This window comes from Oscillospiraceae bacterium (assembly GCA_025757685.1).
Taxonomy (GTDB): Bacteria; Bacillota; Clostridia; order Oscillospirales; family Acutalibacteraceae; genus CAG-217.
This window is the reverse complement of the sequence record CP107220.1, coordinates 529,015-550,274: the sequence shown is the minus strand read 5'-3', so window position 1 is coordinate 550,274 and position 21,260 is coordinate 529,015. Positions and strand designations below refer to the sequence as shown.

Sequence of the window (21,260 nt, the reverse complement as noted above, 5' to 3'; positions counted from 1 at the left end):
TGCAACCAAAATTCAAATGTGGTACAATATGGCTATGAAGATTTTAATTGACGCTGACGGCTGCCCGGTGGTGGATCTGACTCTGCAAGCAGCAGCCGAACATGGGCTGGAAGCCATACTCTTTTGCGACACCAGCCATGAGTTTAAAGAGAAAAACGCCCGGGTAGTCACAGTGGATAAAGGCAGCGACAGCGCAGACTTTGCCCTAATCCGCCAGGTGAATCCGGGAGACATAGTGGTGACCCAAGATTACGGACTGGCAGCCATGGTGCTGGCCAAGCGGGGCTATCCCATTACCCAAAACGGCAAGCGGCTCACCGATGCCAATATTGACACGCTACTGCTCACCCGCCACGCAGCCAAGAAAGCCCGGCGAGGCGGCTACCGGCTGAAAGGGCCGTCCAAGCGCACAGCAGAACAGGATAAAGACTTTCAAGGGGCACTCAGGAGGTTGATTGAAGATGCACATACTCATTGCGCCGGATAGCTACAAAGGCTCTCTGACCGCCCGCCAGGTGTGCGATATATTGGCGCAAGCGTTGCTGACCCACCCGGGGATGACGGTAGCCACCCTGCCCCTGTCCGACGGAGGCGAGGGATTTGGCACCTGCTGCGTTGACGCCTGTAAGGGCACTATCCTTTACACAAATGCCGTTGACCTATATGGCAATACAATACAAGCACCCCTGTACACCTGGGGCGATACGGCGCTGATCGAGTGTGCCGCAACCTGCGCTTTACAGACGAAAAAGGACATTATGGCCGCCTCCTCCTACGGCGTGGGTATGCAGCTAAAAAACGCCATAGACCTTGGTTTTCACCATTTTATCATCGGCCTTGGCGGCAGCGGTATGTGCGACGGCGGCGCCGGTGCGTTGGCAGCTCTTGGCGTGGCATTTTATGACCGAAACGGGACTTCTGTCCCCCACCCCACCGGCGGCGATCTTCAGCGGATCGAGCGGTTGCAGATCCCGGCTGATTTTCAGAATCGCGTAAAGGGAATGCACTTTACATACGCCTGCGATGTAACCAATCCTTATACAGGCGAAAACGGTGCCGCTGCGGTATTCGGTCCCCAAAAAGGTGCCACTCCGGCGCAAGTACAACTGCTGAACAACGGTATGGCACACCTGGCGGCTCTGTTGCCGAATGCTGTCAGTGCTTTGCCCGGTGCCGGTGCAGCCGGCGGACTGTGCGGCGGCCTGTACGGCGTACTGGGCGGTAGCACCCAAAGCGGTTTTGATCTGCTGGCGGCGCTGGCCGATCTGGACAGCGCCATTGCCGGGGCCGACCTGGTGATTACTGGCGAGGGGCGCACGGATCGGCAAACCTTGATGGGCAAGCTGCCTTATCGGGTGGCGCAACGCGCCAAAAAGCTGGGCAAGCGCTGTGTGGTGATCAGCGGCGATGGGGACGGCACCCTGGTGGGTGACAAGGTGATTACCTTAACAGATAAGGACACCCCGCCCCGGGCTGCCATTGCCCACGCTGCCGCCCTGCTGGCAGAAAAAGCCGATCTGCTCTTGCAATAATATGTTTTTAATATTATAATGAAGTATATTTTATGGGCTATGCCCGGAACAGGAGAACAGTATGAAAGTCAGACTTCCCAAACACAGAGAGTTTTTGATCAAATTTGCCGACGGTTATGAGAAAGAGGACGAGGCCTGGCAGGCATTGAATCAAATTGTAGCCGACTACTCCAAGGATGGCAAGAGCGTGTACACCCCCACCTTTATTGAGGACAATGAGGACAAGGTAAAGGCTCTGCAAGAGCAGTACGAATTTACCTATGAGATTATTGAGAAATAAGTATGCAAAAGAAGAAAGTATATGCAGTCTCCACCGCCCATCTGGACACGGTGTGGCGCTGGGATCTGCGCAAAACCATTGAGGAATACCTGCCGGATACCTTGCGTAAGAATTTTGATCTGATCGAGCGTTATCCCGACTACTGCTTCAATTTTGAAGGTGCCTTTCGCTATCAGCTGATTGAGGAATATTATCCTTTGGCCTTTGCGGAAATTCAAGATTTAGTAAAGCGCGGCAATTGGTATCCCGCCGGTGCCTGCTATGAGAACGGCGATGTGAATATTCCCTCTCCGGAGGCACTTTTTCGCAATATTCTCCTTGGCAATCGGTATTTTCAGGAAAAGTTCGGCGTGCAGTCTAAGGACATTTTTCTGCCTGACTGCTTTGGCTTCGGCCAGGCGCTGCCATCTGTGATGAAGTACGCCGGGCTACTGGGCTTTACTACCCAAAAGCTCAGCTGGGGCAGTGCCTACGGCGTGCCCTTTACCCTGGGTTATTGGCAAGGCGTGGACGGCAGCCGTGTGCTGGCGTGCCCCAACGCCCGGTCTTACCGTTCCAAATTCAGCGGCGACCTGCGCGGCGAAGTGTCCGTCATTGACGATGTGGCAAAGAACGCCTTTGAAGGCGGTCTCCCCTATGCCCAGCACCTGTACGGCACCGGCGACGTTGGCGGCGCTCCCACAGAGGAGAGCGTGCAAAGCGTGTGCGCCAGTGCGGCAGAAAATGGGCAAAAAGACTTTGATGTGATCAGTGCGCAGTCCGACCAAATTTTCAAGGACATTGATGCCCTGCCGGACAGCGACAAGGACCGCCTGCCCGTGTGGAACAACGAGCTGCTGATGACCAGCCACGGTGCCGGCGGTTACACTGCCCGGGCGATGGGCAAGCGACTGAACCGCCAATGTGAGGTGCTGGCCGATGTGACAGAGAGCACCCTCTCCACCGCGGAGCTGCTGGGGGTCTATACCTACCCGCAGGAAACGGTGACCAAGGCCTGGGAACGGCTGATCCAGCACCAGTTCCACGACGATCTGCCCGGCACCTCCAATATGGACATTTACAACACTGGGTGGAACGACTACCACACCTCGCTGGTGCAGCTGCAAGGGGAATACACCGGTGCAGTGGCTGCTATTGCCAACCAACTGGATACCCAATGGGTAACGGACTGCGCCCTGATCGTGCACAATCCCCTGCCCTTTGCCAGAACAGAATCGGTAGAAGCCCATGTACGACTGAATCACAACGGCAAGTACCTGCGGGTGCTGGATCGAGACGGGATTGAGCTGCCCAGCCAGGTAATCCGCAAAGAAGGCAAGGCATTTCACATGGCGGTGCTGGCCACCGTACCTCCTATGGGCTACCTGGTATTGGATGTGACGGCGGCAAACGCCCCCTGCCCGGTAAAGACCGACCTGCGTTGCGGCGAGCACATGCTGGAGAACCGCAAGTACCGTCTGCTGCTGAACAAAAACGGCGATATTGCCTTTTTGTATGATAAAGAGCTGGGGCGCCAGATTTTGGAAAGACCCATTAAGTTGGCTGTGCTCCACGATACCGGCGAACTGAACTACCCGGCGTGGGAAATGCGCAAGGCCGATATTGACAAAGCGCCTTATCTCTATGCCAACACGCCGAAGTTTGAACTGCTGGAGAGTGGCCCCGCCAAGGCGGCTGTTAAAGTTAGCCGTCAACTGGGCGTGTCTAAAGTGGAACAGGTGATCAGCCTGGATGCCGGCAGCAGCTGTATTCGGGTGGAGAACGCTGTAGATTGGCGCAGCCGCCGGTCTATGCTCAAGGCTGAATTTCCCTTTGTTGCCGCAGCAGACGGCGCGGACTACGACCTGGGACTGGGTGTAATCCACAGAGGAAATAATAACGAAAAGCTGTATGAAGTGCCGGCCCAAAAGTGGGCGGATCTGACAGGTAGCGACGGCGACTTTGGGGTGTCCGTCTTTTCAGACAGCAAATACGGCTGGGATAAGCCGGACGATCACACCCTGCGGCTCACCTGCCTGCACACGCCCGCCGGCGCTTTTATCAAAGAGGCGCGCCAGGATTTGATGGACCTTGGGCGCAACCGCTTCGGCTTTGGCATTTACAGCCACAAGGGCGGCTGGCAGACCGGCACGCAAACAGCGGCAGAAGCCTTTAGCAAACCGCTGGTCGCATTCCAAACCTCCGCCCGCAAGGACGGCAAGCTGGGTAGCGCATTTTCCGCGGCTGCATTAAATACGGAGAACGCCTTACTCCGCGCCTTTAAGAAAAGCGAGGATGGCAGCGGTTATATCGTCCGCATTGGCGAAGCTGCAGGCCAAGCACAAAAGGCTGTAACCTTCTCCGTCTATCGGCCCATCGCCGGTGCCACTCTGTGTACCGCAGACGAGCGACCGATGCAAGCGGTAGAGATCAAGAACGGTCAACTGACCTTTGATTTGAAGCCCTTTGAAGTGAAAACCTTTTTACTCACCTTTGAGGCAGAAAAGCTGCCCCGAGAGAAATTTAAAAAAATGGAACTTCCGGTGAACACCAAGGGCTTAACCACCGACGAGGATATGCGTAACTGCATTCTGCAAGGCGCCGGGTTCTCGCTGCCGGCAGAGTTGCTGCCGCAGGTACCCACTTATAAAGGCATTACATTTAAGCTGCCGCAGGTCAGCAACGGCAACGACCTGCTTGTGGCTCGCGGCGAGACTTTGGAGCTGCCCAAGGGCTGCACCAAGCTGTACTTTCTGGCAGCCAGCACCGCCGGTGACCGGCAGGCGGAATTTGCCACCGATCGGCGCACCAAGACCCTGACCATTCACAGTATGGCAGAGCTGCCATTTCTGTGGGATATGGCCGGACTGAAGCAGACCGCCCGCATTAAGGATGCGGACATTGCCCTTGAATTCACACACTGCCATCACCCGGAGGGCAACATTGCCGCCAAGAAAGCCTGGTTCTACCTGTATGAACTGGACATTCGCGGTGCCAAGACCCTGACCCTGCCAGAGGACAATCGACTGATCATTATGGCCATGACAGCGGTAAAGAAATACGCCAACACCACCCTGGCTACCCCCCTGCTGGACACTATTACCGGCGACTACGACTTTGACGATATTCCGCCAATGGAAAAACTCATTGACAAGGCGGACTTTGTCACCATTCGTGCAGGCAAGATCCAGGACCAGGCCAAGGGCGGTAAGGGCAAAGGCTGGAAAAGGGACAACCCCATTACCAACATCATTCGCTCTTATACAAAAAGTGAATGGTAACGGTGCATAAATATCAAAAGGACCGGTATGCAAATTCTGCATATCGGTCCTTTCTCTCTGTAAGGCACAACGCCTTTACAAAATCACAAAGTGAAAATCGATGTGGAAATCTATGTTCAAACTGTGGAAGTCTCCATTGGTTTGTGAACGAGATTTGCGAAAAACTCGGTGGAAAATGTGCAAAATGTAAAGGCTTTCACTTGCTTTCACATTATTTTCCACATTTCTATACCACAGAGACGATAAATATACATCCTGCCCACTTTTGAACGATCTGTATAAATACAAAGCGCTCCTGAAAAACAGGAGCGCTTTTTGTATCAAACTTGCTTACTTCTTAAAGAAATCCACAATCTGGTCAAAGGCGTCATCGTCGCTGTTGGTAAACGCAGAGGGGGCAGCAGTGGTAGGCGCCACAGGCTCGGTTACCGGCGGTGCAACCTCCAGGTTAGCGGTAGTAGACTTGATCTGATGATTGGGGCCTTCGTCACCAAAGCGGGTGGCGATGACGGTGATAATCATCTCGTCCTCCAGCTCCTCATCGAAGTTGGCACCCCAAATGATCTCACAATCCGGGTGAACCGCATTGGTCACGATGGTAGAAGCTGCATCAATCTCTTCCAGACCGATATCCGTAGAAGCGGTAATGTTCAGCAGTACGCCCCGGGCACCCTCGATAGAGGTGTTCAGCAGCGGAGAAGTGATGGCCTGCTTTGCAGCCACCTCGGCCTTGTCCTTGCCCTTGGCGCGGCCAACACCCATGTGCGCATAACCGGCGTCCTTCATGATCTCGGTCACATCAGCAAAGTCAGAGTTTACCAGACCGGTAGCATTTACCAGGTCAGAAATGGACTGCACGCCCTGGCGCAGTACATCATTCGCAATCTCAAAAGCGTTGAGCAGGGTGATCTTCTCATCGGTCACATACTTCAGATTTTCATTGGGAATGACCATCAGGGAGTCCACATACTGAGCCAGATCCTCGATGCCCTCTTTTGCCTGATTCATACGACGTTTGCCCTCAAAAGCAAAGGGAGTGGTCACAACGCCAACGGTAAGAATACCCATATCCTTGGCAATCTTCGCTACAACGGGAGCAGCGCCGGTACCGGTACCACCGCCCATACCGGCAGTGATAAATACCATCTCTGCGCCGGTCACAGCGTCAGTAATCGCCTCGCGGCTTTCCTCGGCGGCACGAGTGCCAACCTCCGGCTTAGCGCCGGCGCCACGACCCTTGGTAGCTTTTTCGCCGATCTCAATCTTATGAGAAGCGGCAGACTTAGCCAGAGCCGGACGATCCGTGTTGATCGCAACGAACTCCACATCCTGAATATTACATTTTACCATGCGGTTCACGGCGTTACCGCCGCCGCCGCCAACACCGATTACTTTAATCTGAACAACCTTGTTGTCATCCGTATCAATTTCATAACGAGCCATAGATTATGTATCTCCTTCATTTATTTTGTAAATCCATCAGTTTGTCAGTAGACAACTTTACAAATCATATTGTAACAATATTGTAATCCTTTTGCAACACTTTTTTTGAATATTTCTCAAAGTATTTGACAATTTTTCCGATTTTCAACCGGCGGGACTTTGTGCAGTTTCCACAAGTGTGCGAAACTTGTCTAAAATATGTATATTTATTTTCTTTACAGCTAATCTTCTGTAAAGTAATATTGCTTTTCACCTGTTAAACGAAGAGTTCCTTTCACAGAAGGGTTATCCTGATCCAACTGTGCACAGGCAGCTAAGCCCTGATGGATCTTCTTTTCCAGCTTCTCACAGGTGCCCAGCTTAAAGACGATCCGACCGTCATATACAATAGAGTTACTGTTCAGTCCCTCGCTGCAAATCGCCGTTGCCTCTGTGAACTGATAATCACGAATGGCCTGTGCCAACTGGGTCAAACACGCTGCTACATTCTTGTTGGCAAACTGGGCGGTCTGTCCCACCTTGGCACTTTTTAAATTGGCCTTTTGAATAAGAATGCTCTCTTTCGGCTTCTTCTGCACCACTTCCAGCACCTTGAACCGATCGTCCATCAAGGTATAGGTCTTGTCCTTATTCTTCACCGCATAGGCCGGTGCGGCGTCTGTCACCTGAATCTGAACGGTGCCGGGCAGCTTGCGCTTGATCTTGGCGCTGTACACATACGGCAGTGCCTGCTGCAACTGTTGGGCTGCCTTGTCCGTATCTGCCAAAAACAGGTTCTCCCCTGTTTCAATGGTACAAACGGAGAGCACCTTTTCCGTGTCATATACCTTACTGCCGGTAACGGTAATGCTCTCAATCTTAAAGAACACGGTCAGACACAGCACCGCCACAATCGCTACCGCCAGCAGCACCAAACCGATCACGGCCAAAGCCCGGCGCACGCTGCGCTTTAACCGGCGGCGTTTATTCTGTTTTTTGCGCCGTTCCTGACGGGTCATCGGCGGCGCCTGGCGCTGCTGCCGGGAAGCGGCTTGCTGCTGCTCCCGACGATACAGCTTCGGCGGCTCCAGCCCATTATCCAAGTAAGCGCTGCGCCGTTGTTCAGGCGGTTCTGGTGTCCTTTGTTTCATGGTTCGTCCTCTTGATATTTGCCCCTACCGCGGTGAGTACGGTCGGCAAGTCCTCATAGCCGCGGGTAATATGATGAATTTCGCTGATGGTGGAAGTACCGGCAGCAGCCAATGCAGCCACCACCAAGGCGGCACCGCCACGCAAGTCCGTAGCCTCTGCCTTTGCCCCGTGGAGCGTAGGCACACCGCGAATTACCTCCGTTTTGCCGCTAACAGCAATGTCACAGCCAAAGCGCTGCAACTGGCAGGTATAACGAAATCGATTTTCAAATATATTCTCACAAATCACAGATGTGCCCCGAGCAGTTGCAGCTGCGGCGGCAAGCACTGCCTGGCTGTCTGTGGGGAATCCCGGATACGGCATGGTGGTCAGCCGCTTAAAGGCGCGCAGCCGCTCCGGCGCTGTGATCAATAGATCTGTGCCGTCCAGGCGCAGGTCACATCCCATCTCCTGAAACACCGGCAGTACCGGTGCCAAATGCGCCGTGCGCACCTGCCGCAGCAACAGTTTACCCCCGGTAATGGCCGCAGCGCTCATATATGTTGACGCCACGATCCGATCCGGGATCACGGTATGCGCCGCGCTGTGGAGCGACGGTACACCCTCAACGGTCACCGTACCGTTGCCATCTACCAGCACCTTGCCGCCCACTGCATTTAAGAAGTCTGCCAGATCACCGATCTCCGGCTCTCGCGCTGCGTTCATTAAGGTAGTCACGCCCTTGGCGGTACAGGCCGCCAGCATCACGCACTCTGTGGCACCGACGCTGGGGAACGGCAAATGTATGGGACAACCCACCAGACCACCGGGCGCCGTACAGTGCATACAGCAGCCGTCCTCCGTGACCCGAGCACCCAGCTGCCGCAGAGCGGACAGGTGCAGATCAATGGGTCGCAGTCCAATATCGCACCCACCGGGATAACATACGGTGGCGCTGCCTGCCCGACTGAGAATCGCCGGTAAAAACAGCATGCTGGAGCGCATGGTACGCATCATTTCTTCGGAAATACAGGTGCCGCTCATCGTCGTAGCGTCTACGGTCACTACCCCCGGCTCCTGCTGCACCCGGCAGCCCAGAGACTGCAAAATGGCAGCGGCCGCCGCCACATCGGACAGCGCCGGGCAATTATGTATTTCACATACCCCGGGTACCAGCAGCGTGCCGGCTAAAATGGGCAGCGCAGCGTTTTTGGCGCCGTGCACCGGCAGCATACCCCGGAGTTTGGTCTGACCCTCGATTACATACTGTTCCATTCCATCACCCTCGTACTTGCCATACTATGCAAGGAGGGGACTTTGGGTGTATCGGGTTATTTTGCCTTTGCCAGGTCCAGGATTACATCGGCAATGCGGCTGCGAGCGTCAGCCACAGACATAGCCTTGGCATTACGCTCAATTTCAAACAGCTTTTCTTTATCGGAAAGCAACTCGTCCATCATGGCAGACAAGGTATCTGCGGACAAGTCCTTCTCCTCCAAAATACGGGCGGCATTACGATTTACCAGCGCCATCGCGTTGTGGAACTGGTGATTCTCTGCCACATAGGGCGAGGGAATTAAAATGGATGCCTTGCCCATGGCCTCAATCTCAGACAGAGAGGAGGCGCCGGCACGGCCGATCACCAAATCCGCCGCCGCCATACATACATCCATATTGTCAATATACTGGCGCACTTCCACCGTGCCTTTGCGACCATCGGTGAAGCCCGCCTGCGCAAACTTCTCTAAATATTCGCCGCCGTTGGTGCCCACAGAATGAATATGGTAACAGCTGCCGTCCTCTGCATGGCGCAGAAGAATGGGCAGCATGGCCTCATTCAGGGGCTTAGCACCCAGAGAGCCGCCAAAGGACAGTACCAACATTTGACCGTCCGGTATGCCCAGTCCTGCCCGGGCAGCCGCCCGATCGGCACACAGGAGTTGACCGCGCACCGGCAGACCGGTAACCACCGGCGGATTCTTCGGCGTTAAGTGCTTGGCAGCATCCTCTACCGTCAGCATAACCCGATCCACCGTTTTGGCCAGGGTCTTATTGGTAATGCCTGGGTAGGCGTTTTGCTCGTGAATACAAGTGGGAATACCCAGTTTCACCGCCTGTTGCAGCACCGGACCGCTGACATAACCGCCAAAGCCCACCACCACATCCGGCTGAAAGTCGGTGAGGATCTGTTTACATTTCTTTTCGCTTTTCATCAGCCAGGCCACCGTGCGCACATTGTGGGCAATGGCCGCCGGTGAAAAGGAACGGCGAAAGCCGCTGATCTGAATGGTCTTAAAATCGAACCCGGCAGCAGGCACCAGACGGCTTTCCATATGGTCCGCCGTGCCGACAAACAAAAACTCTGCCTCTGGATATTTTTCTCTTAGGTAGGAAGCCACAGCCAAAGCCGGGTTAATATGACCGGCTGTACCGCCGGTGGCAAACAGGAGCTTCATTCGCTTACCTCCACTCTTTGATTGTTTTTGCGTGATACGGAGAGCACCACGCCGATCTCGCCCAGCAACAGGATCAGTGCTGTGCCGCCGTAACTGAAGAACGGCAGCGCAATACCCGTGTTGGGAATGGTATCTGTGACCACCATAATGTTCAGCACCACCTGAAACCCGATCTGAGCCATAATGCCCAGCACCAGCAGGGAGCCGAACCGATTGGGGCACTTTTTGGCAATATCAACACCGCGCCACACTAAAAGCCCAAACAGAAGAATAATAAACGCAGCGCCTACAAAGCCAAGTTCCTCACATACAATAGAAAAGATAAAGTCGTTTTGCGGCTCAGACACATACAGGTACTTCTGCTTGGAATTGCCCAGCCCGGTGCCAAACAGACCGCCGGAGCCAATGGCATACAGGGAGTTGTTGGTCTGCCAGCGCAGATCATCCGGCGAGTAGCTTTTATCCAGCCAGGCGCGTATGCGCTCGCCGGCGTAATTCTCCAGCAACTCCGGATTGACCACCACCAGCACTGCCACAGCTGCCACGATACCAACGCCGATAGCAAACAACTTCCAGTTGCTGCCCCCGGCCCACATCAGCGACGCACCAATGAGAAAGATCAAAATGGTGCAGGACATGTGATGCTCTAAGTAGATCAGCCCGCAAAACACAGCTATGACCAAAATGGGATACACAAAGCCGTACTTAAACTTGCGCATTTGGTGGTAGTACCGACTGATATAATTGGCCAGCACCACCGAGATGGTGAACTTGGCCAGATCCGACGGCTGAAAAGTAATGGGACCAAGGGGGATCCAACGGCGAAAGCCCCGCAGATTTGTGTGATACACCAGCACCAAACACAGCAGCGCCAATGTGACCAGCAGCAGCGGCACAGTAGCCGCCTGGATCACCTTATAATTCAATTTGGATAGAATAAACATCGCCACCAGGCCCACAACTGCAAATATCAGCTGGCGGCTGATATAAGCATAGCTGTTGCCATCATCATTATAAAAAGCATAGGCATAGGAGGCGGAAAAAAGCATCACAAGCCCGATGGTGAGCAGCAGCAAAGACAGCGCCAAAAAAGGCACATCAAAGGAGCCGGTGACCCAAATATCACTTTTTTTCAGTCGCTGTTTGCCGCCTTTTTGCATGGGCAGCACCCGTTCCCCCTCGCTGTGGGAAGACAATGCGTTATCTGCGTGGTAAGCCACAGAATGCTCCTTTCTGTTCTTTCTTCAAATCTTATTTCCCGAAGGTGCCCTTAATCAGCAGCACCAAAGCGAGAATACATCCGGCGGCATTTACCAGTGAAAACACAACGCAAATCTTCTTTTCTTTCCAGCCGCACATCTCAAAGTGATGGTGAATGGGCGCCATTTTGAAAATACGCTTGCCGTGGGTGATCTTAAAGTAACCGATCTGGATAATATCGCTCATGGTCTCGCACACATAAACGATACCGAAAAGCAGCAGCAAAATCGGGCACTTGATACAGTAGCCTAAGGCTGCAACCAAACCACCTAGGAACAGGCTGCCGGTATCGCCCATAAAGGTCTTGGCCGGGTTCCAGTTCCAGCACAGGAAGCCCAACACGCCGCCCAAAATAGCTGCCGCCAAAATGGACATACCCGTGTAGCCGCAGTACATACCAAAATAGATAAAGGCAATGGCTACGGTAGCGGTCACAGAGGAACAAAGGCCGTCGATGCCGTCGGTCAAATTCACGGAATTTACCGTGCCGTAAATGATAAAGATGGACAGCACCCAAAACAGCAGTCCGGTGCCGAAATTGCGCTCAAAGTTCACGGAACCGGCAAAAGGCAAGTACCACACTGTGTTGTGGGAGAACCACAGGGTCGCCACATATCCTACTGCCACAATCAGCTGACCCAAAGACTTCTGCTTAGCAGACAGGCCCTCGTTGCGCTTCAGCTTGATTTTGATAAAATCGTCGGTAAAGCCTACAATCCCGTTGCCGAGGGCCAGGCACAGACCCGCCACCAGCAGAATGATCTCCCGCCCGGGGAGCAGTTCGGAGTAGGCGCTCTCCAGCGACCCGCCGGAAAAGTGCAGGGTCAAGGCGCCTACAATAAAGGCTACAATGATCCCGATAATAAACATCAATCCGCCCATATTGGGCGTGCCCTGCTTTTTCTTATGCCACACGGGGCCAATGTCCAAAATGGTTTGACCGAAGTGCAGCTTGCGCAACCACGGAATGATCACAAACCCCAGCCCTGCAGTGACGGCAAAGGCCACCACTAAACTGATCAGAACAGATACAATAGACATTACGCCTTCTCCCACCTTTCATACACCGTGTGCATTACATCCTCCAGGTGCATCCCACGGCTGCCCTTAAAGAGCACACCGTCACCGGGTTGTACCTGCTGCGCCAGCGACTGCGCCAGCGCCTCTTTTGTGTCAAACAATCGGGCGTTTTCCAGCCCCGCCTGCTTGGCCGCTTCTACAATATAGGCAGCGTCTGCCCCATAGGCCAGCACGCCGTCTATGCCATTCTCTGCCGCCATCTTGCCCACTTGGGTGTGTGCCTCCTTGGCGTAATCTCCCAGCTCCAGCATGGCCCCCAGCACCGCATAGCGGCGGTGCACCGGCAGCTTGCCCAAGGTTTGCAATGCCGCGCGCATGGAGTCCGGGCTGGCATTATAGCAGTCCTCAATCACCTGCACGCCACCTACCTGCACCAAATTTTGGCGCATACCGGCAGGCACATAGTTTGCCAGGGCTGACGCAGCAGCAACATGATCCACCCCGGTCACATAGCCCACAGCCATAGCCGCCAGGGCGTTATAAACATTATGTATACCCACAGTGGGAATGGTTACCGGCTGGGTAAAGGTGCTGTGGTGCACCGTAAAAGTGGTGGTGCTCCCCTGCTCTGCAATATCCGTGGCAGTAAAATCTGCGCTTTGATCGTCAATGGCAAAGGTCAAAAGCGGACGGTCCCCCAGCTTGACCGTGCGCAGCATATCATTATCTATATTCACAATCAGGGGCGCATCCGGTGCCATCCCCTCCAGTATTTCCAGTTTTGCCTGCAAAATTCCCGCCCGGGAACCCAGGTTCTCAATGTGGGACACGCCAATGTTGGTGATCAGTCCCACAGTGGGCGCCACCGCCCGGGTCAGACGGCTGATCTCGCCAAAATGGTTCATGCCCATTTCAATGACCGCCGCCGTGTGGCTGTCCTCCAAGCGGAACAGCATTTGAGGCACACCAATCTCGTTGTTCAGGTTGCCCTGTGTCTTTAAGGTATTATACTTGGCACCCAACACCAGAGCGATAAACTCCTTGGTGGTGGTTTTGCCCACGGAGCCGGTCAGGCCCACCACCGGCAACTGAAACCGCCGACGATACCAACCGGCCAACTGGAGCAGCGCCTTGCCGGTATCCGTTACCACCAGCTGGGGCACATCCGCGTCTACCGGGTGATCCACCAGGAGCGCCGCCGCACCTAACTTTGCCGCCTGAGACGCAAAGGAATGGCCGTCAAACCGTTCCCCCCGCAAGCAGACAAAGAGGCTGCCGGGCTGTATTTTTCTTGTATCCGTGCAAACATCGGCCAAGGTGGCCTGGGCTTGCATTTGGGGCAAGCCTAAGGCTGCCGCCGCTTCCTGTAAAGTAAATGCTTTCATTCTTTCTCGGCGCCGAGGATCTCTGCCACGACTTCTCTTTCATCAAAATGAATGGTGCCCGTAGGCAGAATTTGGTAGGTTTCATGGCCTTTGCCCGCCAACAGCACAATGTCTCCCGGCTCCGCGTGATGCAGTGCCCAGGCAATGGCCTCCTTGCGGTTTTCTACAACCACATAGGGCGTGGAGATGCCTTGCATACCCACTAAAATATCTTCAATAATGGCGTGGGGATTCTCGCTACGAGGATTATCCGAAGTAACCACACAAAAATCGGACAACTCTGCCGCAATCCGTCCCATCTTGGGACGCTTGGTCTTATCCCGATCGCCGCCACAGCCAAACAGAGTCATAATGCGACCGGTTGCGATCTCCCGCAGAGAAGAAATGATATTCTCCAGTCCGTCCGGTGAGTGGGCATAGTCGATGATCACCGTAAAGTCCGTGTCGGTAGGTACCACTTCAATGCGGCCCTTTACCCCTTTTGATTTGCTGATGGAGGTGAGCACGTCGCCAAACGGCACGCCCAGTTCCAGCGCACAAGTAGCGGCGCACAGCGAATTATAAACGGAAAACCGGCCGGGAATGGGGCAGTGACAGCGACCGATATTTTCCGGCGCCACCAACTCATATTCCACACCGCTGGGCTTAAAGTTCAGGTTCTTTGCCACATAGTCGGCGCTGTTGGTATCCACCGCATAAGTGGTCACCTGACAGGGCAGACCCTCCACAATCTTCAAGCCGTTTTTGTCGTCTGCATTTGTGACGGCTTTGTCGCAATTCTCAAACAAAATACGCTTGGAATTAAAGTAATTTTCCCAAGTCTTATGATAGTCCAAATGATCCTGGGTCAGATTGCTGAAGGCGGCAAGTGCAAAGTGAAGTCCCTTTACACGACCCTGTGCCAGCGCTTGGGAGGACACCTCCATCACACAATACTGACAACCGGCCTGTACCATCAAAGAAAACAGCTTTTGCAGCTCGTGTGCCTCCGGTGTGGTGTACTTGGCCGGGTAAACCTCGCTGCCCACCATATTCTGCACCGTGCCAATGAGGCCCACCTTTTTGCCTGCATTCTCCAAAATTTGCTTAATGAGGAATGTGGTGGTGGTTTTGCCGTTGGTGCCGGTAAGGCCGATCAGCTGCAACTTCTCTGCCGGGTTGCCGTAATAATTGGCACAAATGGTTGCATAGGCATCCCGGGTATTGGGGGTAATCACCTGGCTGGGCAGCCCCATGTCGTGGTCACATACCACGGCAACGGCGCCCTTTTCCAGCATTTCTGCCGCCACGGCGTGGCCGTCAAAGCTGGCGCCCTTGATGCACACAAACAGATACCCCGGCTCCACCAGCCGAGAGTCCTGGGTCACATCCAGCACCTCCACATCGTTGTAGGTACCGGTGCAGGGGATCCCCTGCAGCAATTCGGATACTTTCATTGCGATCTTCCCTTCTGTCAGTCTAAAACGGACTCTGTATTTTTGAACGATACAACGACCACTTTCCCCTGGGCAACCATAGAGCCTTGCTTCTCGCTTTGGCGATAGGCTTTTACATTGCCGGAGGACAAATCGTTGCCGGTGATCTCTATATTCAGATTGTGAGCCTGCGCCAATGCCTTGGCCTCACTAACGGAGCAGCCTGTAAAGTTAGGCACCTTTACCTTCTTTTCCTTACCGCTCTCCGTGTACAGCCACACCGTGCCGCCGGCCGGAATCACATCATTGCCGGAGGGGCTTTGTGCCACCACGGTTTTGCCGCTGCCCACCACCTTGTACTTGTACTTTTGCTCAGAAAGAGTGGATTTTGCTTTCTCCACCGTTTTGCCCGTAACGGACGGTACGGCGGTAGACAATGCAGACAGTTCGCTGTCGGTATAAACCGGCTCTACGCCCAGTTCCGTCATGGCCTGTTCCACTACCTGAGAAGCGATAGGCGCGCACAGTGCGCCGCCGCCCAGATCCTCATTCGGCTCATCTACAATAATCAGCATAGCAATTTGCGGGTCATCGGAGGGAGCGATGGCAGCAAAGGAGACAATATATTTGTCCTTCTCCCCTGCGGCGGACTCGCCCAGCTTGGTGGAAGTACCGGTTTTGCCGCCTACACGGTAACCGGCCACATAGCCATTCTTGCCGGTGCCCTCATCCACTACGGCCTTCATCATCTTACAGACCTTTTTGGAGGTATCTTCACTGATCACCTGGCGCACAGCGGTACGGCTGTTCTTTTGTACCACTTTACCGTCTGCGTCCCGCACCTCAGACACCACATAAGGCTTCAGCAGCGTGCCGCCGTTGGCAATGGCACACAATCCGGTGCACACCTGAATGGGGGTCAGGCTGTTGGTCTGGCCAAAGGAAGCGGAGGACAATTCCACAATGCCATACTGCTTCTCTTTATAATACTGGGGGCTGGCCTCGCCGGGCAGGTCGATGCCGGTAATATCCGTAAAGCCGAAGCCCTGGAAATATTTGAAATAATTGTGCACGCCCAGCCGCTGGCCAATGGTGATAAAGAACGGATTACAGGAGTTCTCCAGTCCTTGGGTCAGATTCTGTGTGCCGTGACCGGCGTGATAGTGGCAGTTCATTTTGTAATCTTCTACCTGAATGGAGCCGGTACAGGTGTAGCTGGTGTTCAAATTCACCACTTTTTCCTCCAGCGCAGCGCTGGCAATAAAGGTTTTGAACACGGAGCCGGGCACATAGGTATCAGACACGGTAAAATTGCGCCACTGATTTTGTACGGCAGCGCTCTCTGCCTCACTCTTTTTGGTCTTATCTTTAATTTTCTTAATGGCTTTTTTGTTCTTATCGTAAGTGAGTTTGTACGGCTCGTTGCAGTCATAATCCGGCATAGAGCTCATTGCCAGCACCGCGCCGGTGTTGCAATCCATCACCACACCGTAGGCGCCCTTGCTCCGGTACTGCTCCATGGTCTCCCGCAGACCCTTTTCCAGGTAATACTGAATGGTCTGGTTAATGGTCAACATCAGAGAGTCGCCGTCCTGCGCAGCAATAGAGGTGGAATAATCGTCGGAAATACTATTGGATTTGGCGTCCTTAGCCGTGATCAGCCGTCCCGGCGTACCGGTGAGCAGATCATTGTAGTTCTGCTCCAGACCGGACAAGCCCTGATCGTCTGCGCCGGTAAAGCCGATCACACTGGAGGCCAGTGAGCCGTACGGATAATATCGCTTGGTGGACTGCTCCATCCCAATGCAGTTGGCCATTGCCTGCTTGTCAATAAAATCCGCCAGCTGCTTTTTAATATTATTCTCCACCTGCTCCCGCACAATCACATAGTGATTTTTTTGTCGGGTTTTTTCTTCCAACGCCTTGGCTTCTTCTTCGTCCAAATCAAAGAGCTTGGTCAGCTCCGCGATTAGTACCGGACGCTGTTTGTCCTTAATATTCAGCGGATCCAGATATACGGTCCACACCGTAGCGGACTGGGCCAAAATATTACCGTCGCTGTCATAAATGGTACCGCGCATGGCCGGTATCTCCGTATCAGACAGCTGCTGACTCTCCGCCTTGGCGGCGTATTCGTCACCCTTTAGCACTTGCAGATAAAAAATACGGGCCACATCGAGAGAAAGCAAAAACAGCACAACGATCCCCAGGATCGTAATGCGATTGTTCATCACTTTTCTTCCGAAAATGGCCACAGTTTTATGCTCCTTTCTGCACAATAAGCGCAGATTTATGCCCATTCGACAGGCCGAATAAAATACTTATGAGAGTTGAAGCCAATGCTGCCAACTCTCAATCATACGTTTATGCTTCTTTCCTTATTCCCGCACCACACGGGCATAAGCGCCGGGGGACGGCTGGGTCTTTTGCGCCTTGGCGCGAGCCTGCATATAGGCGTCCACATCCACATAGCGCATTTGACCGGATTGCATTTTGCTCATACCCAGTTTTTCTACGGCGTATTGGTCAATCATCTCCACAGAGACCAAGGCGTCCAGCTGACTGTTCAGCCGTGTGCTCTCGCTCTGCGCTTCGCTGATCTGGCGATTGATGCTTGCCACTTCATGATTGAGTTTATTCTTCTGTGCAAAGGTAAAGAGCACGCCGCCCAGCATACCCAGGGTCACCAGCACGCTGACCACCAGGATTGCCGCCTGCTTGGCAGCCATACGCCCTTCGGTGTGCAGCTGCTGCTCGCTTTTCAGGCGGGTGTTCTCGTGCACCCGCAGTTCCCGCTTTCTTTGCCGCCGAGGCGGCTGATAGGCAGGTGCCGCCGCAGTTCTGTGGGCGTTAAACGCCTCCAGCGCATAGGAAGCGTCCGCAGAATACGCATACCGTCTGAAATCGCTGCTGTTTGTCATTTCGGCTCACCGACCTTTCCACATCTTTTATTTTTTACAATCTTCTTTAGTATTTTTCAAATACCCGCAACCGCGCGGAACGGGCGCGGGGGTTTTCCTCCAGCTCCGCCGCCGAGGGGGCAACGGACTTCAGCGCCTTGCCCTTGGGCTTATTACCGCACACGCACACCGGGAATTCCTTGGGGCAGGTGCAGCCCTTGCTCCACTGGGCAAAAGCATTCTTCACCATTCGATCCTCTAAGGAATGAAAGGTAATGATTACCAGCCGACCACCGGGGTTCAGGCAGTCAAAGGCGTCGTGCAACGCCTGCTGCAGCACATCCAGTTCACCGTTCACCTCAATGCGAATCGCCTGAAAGGAGCGCCGAGCCGGGTGGCCGTCGCGCATGGCTCGCTGGGGCATACTGGCTTTAATAATATCCACCAGCTGGAATGTAGTCTCAATGGGCTTTTCCTGCCGGGCTTTTACAATATTGGCGGCAATGCGGCGGCTGAATTTTTCCTCCCCATAGCGGTAGAGAATATCCGCCAGCGCAGCCTCGTCATAAGTATTGACCACGTCCGCGGCGCTGCGGCCGGTCTTACTCATACGCATATCCAGCGGCGCGTCTTGATGGAAGGAGAAGCCACGCTCCGCCGTATCCAGCTGAAAAGAGCTGACTCCCAGATCCAGCAGCATACCATCTATGCCGCTCAGACCCCTGTCGAGCAATATGTTTTTAATATTCGCAAAATTGTCGTGTACAATGGTCACATTAGGCAGATCGTCCAGCCGTCGGTGCAACACCGCAATGGCGTCCGGGTCCTGATCCACTGCCAGCAAGTGGCAGCCGCTTTCTGCAATAGCGCGCGCGTGACCGCCGCCCCCTGCCGTACCGTCTACCAGCCATTTGCCCGGGGTCGCCTGCATGGCTGCCACCGTCTCTGCAAACAGCACACTCTTGTGCACAAATTCCATCTTATACACCTGCCGTCTGCTCTTCCGAAGCCGGCTTTGCTTTCTTACCGGCATCCATCAGATCCAGGAAGTTGGTATCCGTCCGCAGGCCGTTGAACATGGTGTTGAAGCCCTCATTGGTCCAGATCTCAATGGTGCGCTTGTGACCTTGCATAATCACGGTAGAGCCGTTTTCCATGCCGGCATAGTCTTTCAGCCGGGCATTCAGCGTAAAGCGACCCTGTGCATCCAGCGTACACTCCTCTGCGTTGGAGAAGAAAATTTTGTTTTTCTCATACACTTCGTTAGCGGTACCGTCGTCCAGTGCCTCCACGCAGTGCATAAACTCATCTTGCGGATACAATTTGATACAGGTGCTGCCCCGCAGGTTCATACAAACCATAAAAAATTCCGTTCCCAGGCGTTCCCGCCACTTGGCCGGAACAGAAAGGCGCCCTTTGCTGTCCAGCTTCTGGTCCATATATGTACCCACAAAGATACCTAAATTCACAAGCGGCGCCTCCTTTCAGCTAAGATAAACAGAATGCATTTATGGGAAATCCCGCCCAAATCTCAGGTTTGGTTAGGGACAGTGATGAAAAACGATGGAATTTAGTGGAACTCTCACCACTCGTACTTATTATAATGGGCAGCCAAGGATATGTCAACCCTTAAATGATTTGTAACTCTTTTGTAACTACTCCACTTTTTCCACAAGGTTTGGTGCGTTTTTTAAAATTTGTTGCGCTGGGTGCACTATATATGCTATAATTGTAAAAAAATAATGCTCAAAGGGAACTTTGAGTCAAAACAGGAGACTGCTTATGGATGAATACAAGACCACCTGGCGTGAAAAGCTGGGTTACGGCATCGGTGCAGTGGGACTGGACCTAAGCTACGGTATGTTCTACTCGTACCTGTCCTACTACCTGTCAAGCGTACTGGGACTGAAAGAGGGCTTTTTGCTGCTGCTCACCCCGCTGGCGCGCATTTGGGACGGCGTTAACGACCCGATGATGGGCACCATTGTGGACAACACCAAAACCAAAATGGGCAAATACCGCCCTTGGATCATCATCGGCGCGCTGTCCAATGCCGTTGTGCTGACCCTACTGTTCACCAGCTTCGGCATGAGCGGTACCCGGCTCTATGTGTACATTGCCTTTATGTACATTCTGTGGGGCATGACCAACACCATGGCAGATATTCCCTACTGGTCCATGGTGCCTTCTTTCACTTCCGACCCGAAGGATCGGAACTTGGTAGCCACCGTAGCGCGCACCTTTAGCGGTATCGGACAGGGACTGATTACCATTCTGACCCCGCTGATCCTGCCCAAGCTGTCCGACGGTATCACCACCGACAAGGGGTACAGCGCCTCCGGCTTTTCTCGCTGGGCACTGATCTGTGCCGTGGCGCTGGTATGCTTCTCCCTGATCTGCGTGCTGAGCACCAAAGAGCGTCATGTAATCTACAAGGCAAATAAAGAGAAATTCAGTTTTAAGAAAATGTTCCAAGTGGTGGCGCATAACGATCAACTGGTCATCTTTATGATCTTTGCCATGCTCTCCAACGCCGGCTGGTATCTGACCAGCGGCACCGCTGTGTACTACTTTACCGATGTGTTGGAAAAGCCCACGGCACAGTCCATGTTCTCTACCATCGGCGCCGTCGGCTCTGCCGTGGGTCTGTTGGTCATTCCGCTGTTGTCTAAGAAATTTACCAAGCGCACCATCTACATCATCTCTCTGTGTATGACCATCTTTGGCTACATACTGATGTATATCTTCGGCCCGATACTGAAGCTTACCATTGCGCTGGACATCAGTTACATTATCTCCTCCGTGGGGATCAGCTCCATGTTTGTGGCGCAGACCATCTTCCTGGCAGATATTGTGGACTACGGCGAATACAAGAACGGTGAGCGCAACGAAAGCATTACTTTCTCTATGAAAGGCTTTTTGCAGAAGATGGCCTACACCATTCAGACCATCATTCTGTTTGGCGGTCTGGGTCTGATGCACTACAACCAGCAGATCGTCACTGCGCACATTAACGACGCCACCAAGACGGCCATCGGCTTTATCGCCTTTGGCGTGCCGCCCATTCTGGTGCTGCTGGCGCTGATCGTCTTTGTGCGCAAGTTCAAGCTGTACGGCGACTTGGCTGACAAGGTACACGCCTACATCGTGGATCGAGAGCGCAAGCGCACAGACGGTGAATAAATCTGAGAAAACATAA

17 protein-coding genes are annotated in these 21,260 nt (G+C 53.7%); 5 read left to right on the top strand and 12 right to left on the bottom strand.

The window, feature by feature from the left end; translation table 11 throughout:
• Positions 1-34: 34 nt before the first annotated feature.
• The 4 genes from OGM59_02385 (at position 35) to OGM59_02370 (ending at position 5,072) form a co-directional block, all read left to right on the top strand.
• A complete protein-coding gene (locus OGM59_02385) occupies positions 35-487 on the top strand; it encodes a YaiI/YqxD family protein (protein ID UYI91745.1) in 453 nt (150 codons plus the stop codon).
• Positions 462-1,532 carry a glycerate kinase gene (locus OGM59_02380; protein UYI91339.1) on the top strand — a complete coding sequence of 357 codons (1,071 nt, stop codon included), beginning with the start codon at positions 462-464 and terminating at the stop codon, positions 1,530-1,532. Before OGM59_02385 ends, OGM59_02380 begins: the two co-directional genes overlap by 26 nt.
• Positions 1,533-1,593: 61 nt before the next feature.
• Positions 1,594-1,812 carry a methylenetetrahydrofolate dehydrogenase gene (locus OGM59_02375; protein UYI91338.1) on the top strand — a complete coding sequence of 73 codons (219 nt, stop codon included), beginning with the start codon at positions 1,594-1,596 and terminating at the stop codon, positions 1,810-1,812.
• 2 nt (positions 1,813-1,814) lie between these two features.
• Positions 1,815-5,072: a glycosyl hydrolase-related protein gene (locus OGM59_02370; GenBank protein UYI91337.1), complete on the top strand. Its 3,258-nt coding sequence runs from the start codon at positions 1,815-1,817 to the stop codon at positions 5,070-5,072.
• Between the two features lie 330 nt (positions 5,073-5,402).
• Here the strand turns inward: OGM59_02370 and ftsZ are convergent, their stop codons facing one another.
• The 12 genes from ftsZ to OGM59_02310 all read right to left on the bottom strand — a co-directional run bounded on the left by ftsZ (position 5,403) and on the right by OGM59_02310 (position 19,530).
• Positions 5,403-6,515: a cell division protein FtsZ gene (gene ftsZ, locus OGM59_02365; protein UYI91336.1), complete on the bottom strand. Its 1,113-nt coding sequence runs from the start codon at positions 6,513-6,515 to the stop codon at positions 5,403-5,405.
• Positions 6,516-6,736: 221 nt separating this feature from the next.
• Entirely contained in the window at positions 6,737-7,645 is a 909-nt protein-coding gene (locus OGM59_02360; protein UYI91335.1) for an FtsQ-type POTRA domain-containing protein, read from the bottom strand.
• Positions 7,617-8,900 (bottom strand): UDP-N-acetylglucosamine 1-carboxyvinyltransferase, encoded by a 1,284-nt coding sequence (murA, locus tag OGM59_02355; GenBank protein ID UYI91334.1) that lies wholly within the window; start codon positions 8,898-8,900, stop codon positions 7,617-7,619. The genes OGM59_02360 and murA overlap by 29 nt, the downstream gene beginning before the upstream one ends.
• 56 nt (positions 8,901-8,956) lie before the next feature.
• Positions 8,957-10,081: an undecaprenyldiphospho-muramoylpentapeptide beta-N-acetylglucosaminyltransferase gene (gene murG / locus OGM59_02350; GenBank protein UYI91333.1), complete on the bottom strand. Its 1,125-nt coding sequence runs from the start codon at positions 10,079-10,081 to the stop codon at positions 8,957-8,959.
• On the bottom strand, positions 10,078-11,301 hold the full coding sequence (locus OGM59_02345) for a putative lipid II flippase FtsW (GenBank protein UYI91332.1): 1,224 nt from the start codon (positions 11,299-11,301) through the stop codon (positions 10,078-10,080). The genes murG and OGM59_02345 overlap by 4 nt, the downstream gene beginning before the upstream one ends.
• Positions 11,302-11,332: 31 nt before the next feature.
• Positions 11,333-12,382: a phospho-N-acetylmuramoyl-pentapeptide-transferase gene (gene mraY, locus OGM59_02340; GenBank protein ID UYI91331.1), complete on the bottom strand. Its 1,050-nt coding sequence runs from the start codon at positions 12,380-12,382 to the stop codon at positions 11,333-11,335.
• Positions 12,382-13,746, bottom strand: coding sequence for a UDP-N-acetylmuramoyl-tripeptide--D-alanyl-D-alanine ligase (locus OGM59_02335; GenBank protein ID UYI91330.1), 1,365 nt, complete (start codon positions 13,744-13,746; stop codon positions 12,382-12,384). The genes mraY and OGM59_02335 overlap by 1 nt, the downstream gene beginning before the upstream one ends.
• Positions 13,743-15,182, bottom strand: coding sequence for a UDP-N-acetylmuramoyl-L-alanyl-D-glutamate--2,6-diaminopimelate ligase (locus OGM59_02330; protein UYI91329.1), 1,440 nt, complete (start codon positions 15,180-15,182; stop codon positions 13,743-13,745). The genes OGM59_02335 and OGM59_02330 overlap by 4 nt, the downstream gene beginning before the upstream one ends.
• 17 nt (positions 15,183-15,199) lie before the next feature.
• Positions 15,200-17,392 (bottom strand): penicillin-binding transpeptidase domain-containing protein, encoded by a 2,193-nt coding sequence (locus tag OGM59_02325; protein ID UYI91328.1) that lies wholly within the window; start codon positions 17,390-17,392, stop codon positions 15,200-15,202.
• Positions 17,393-17,539: 147 nt separating this feature from the next.
• Positions 17,540-18,082, bottom strand: a complete 543-nt coding sequence (locus OGM59_02320) for a hypothetical protein (protein UYI91327.1) — start codon at positions 18,080-18,082, stop codon at positions 17,540-17,542.
• A gap of 46 nt (positions 18,083-18,128) precedes the next feature.
• On the bottom strand, positions 18,129-19,040 hold the full coding sequence (gene rsmH / locus OGM59_02315; protein ID UYI91326.1) for a 16S rRNA (cytosine(1402)-N(4))-methyltransferase RsmH: 912 nt from the start codon (positions 19,038-19,040) through the stop codon (positions 18,129-18,131).
• A 1-nt stretch (position 19,041) separates the two neighbouring features.
• On the bottom strand, positions 19,042-19,530 hold the full coding sequence (locus tag OGM59_02310; protein UYI91325.1) for a hypothetical protein: 489 nt from the start codon (positions 19,528-19,530) through the stop codon (positions 19,042-19,044).
• A gap of 313 nt (positions 19,531-19,843) precedes the next feature.
• Between OGM59_02310 and OGM59_02305 the strand changes: the two genes are divergently transcribed.
• Positions 19,844-21,244 (top strand): glycoside-pentoside-hexuronide (GPH):cation symporter, encoded by a 1,401-nt coding sequence (locus OGM59_02305; GenBank protein ID UYI91324.1) that lies wholly within the window; start codon positions 19,844-19,846, stop codon positions 21,242-21,244.
• The last annotated feature ends 16 nt before the right edge of the window (positions 21,245-21,260 follow it).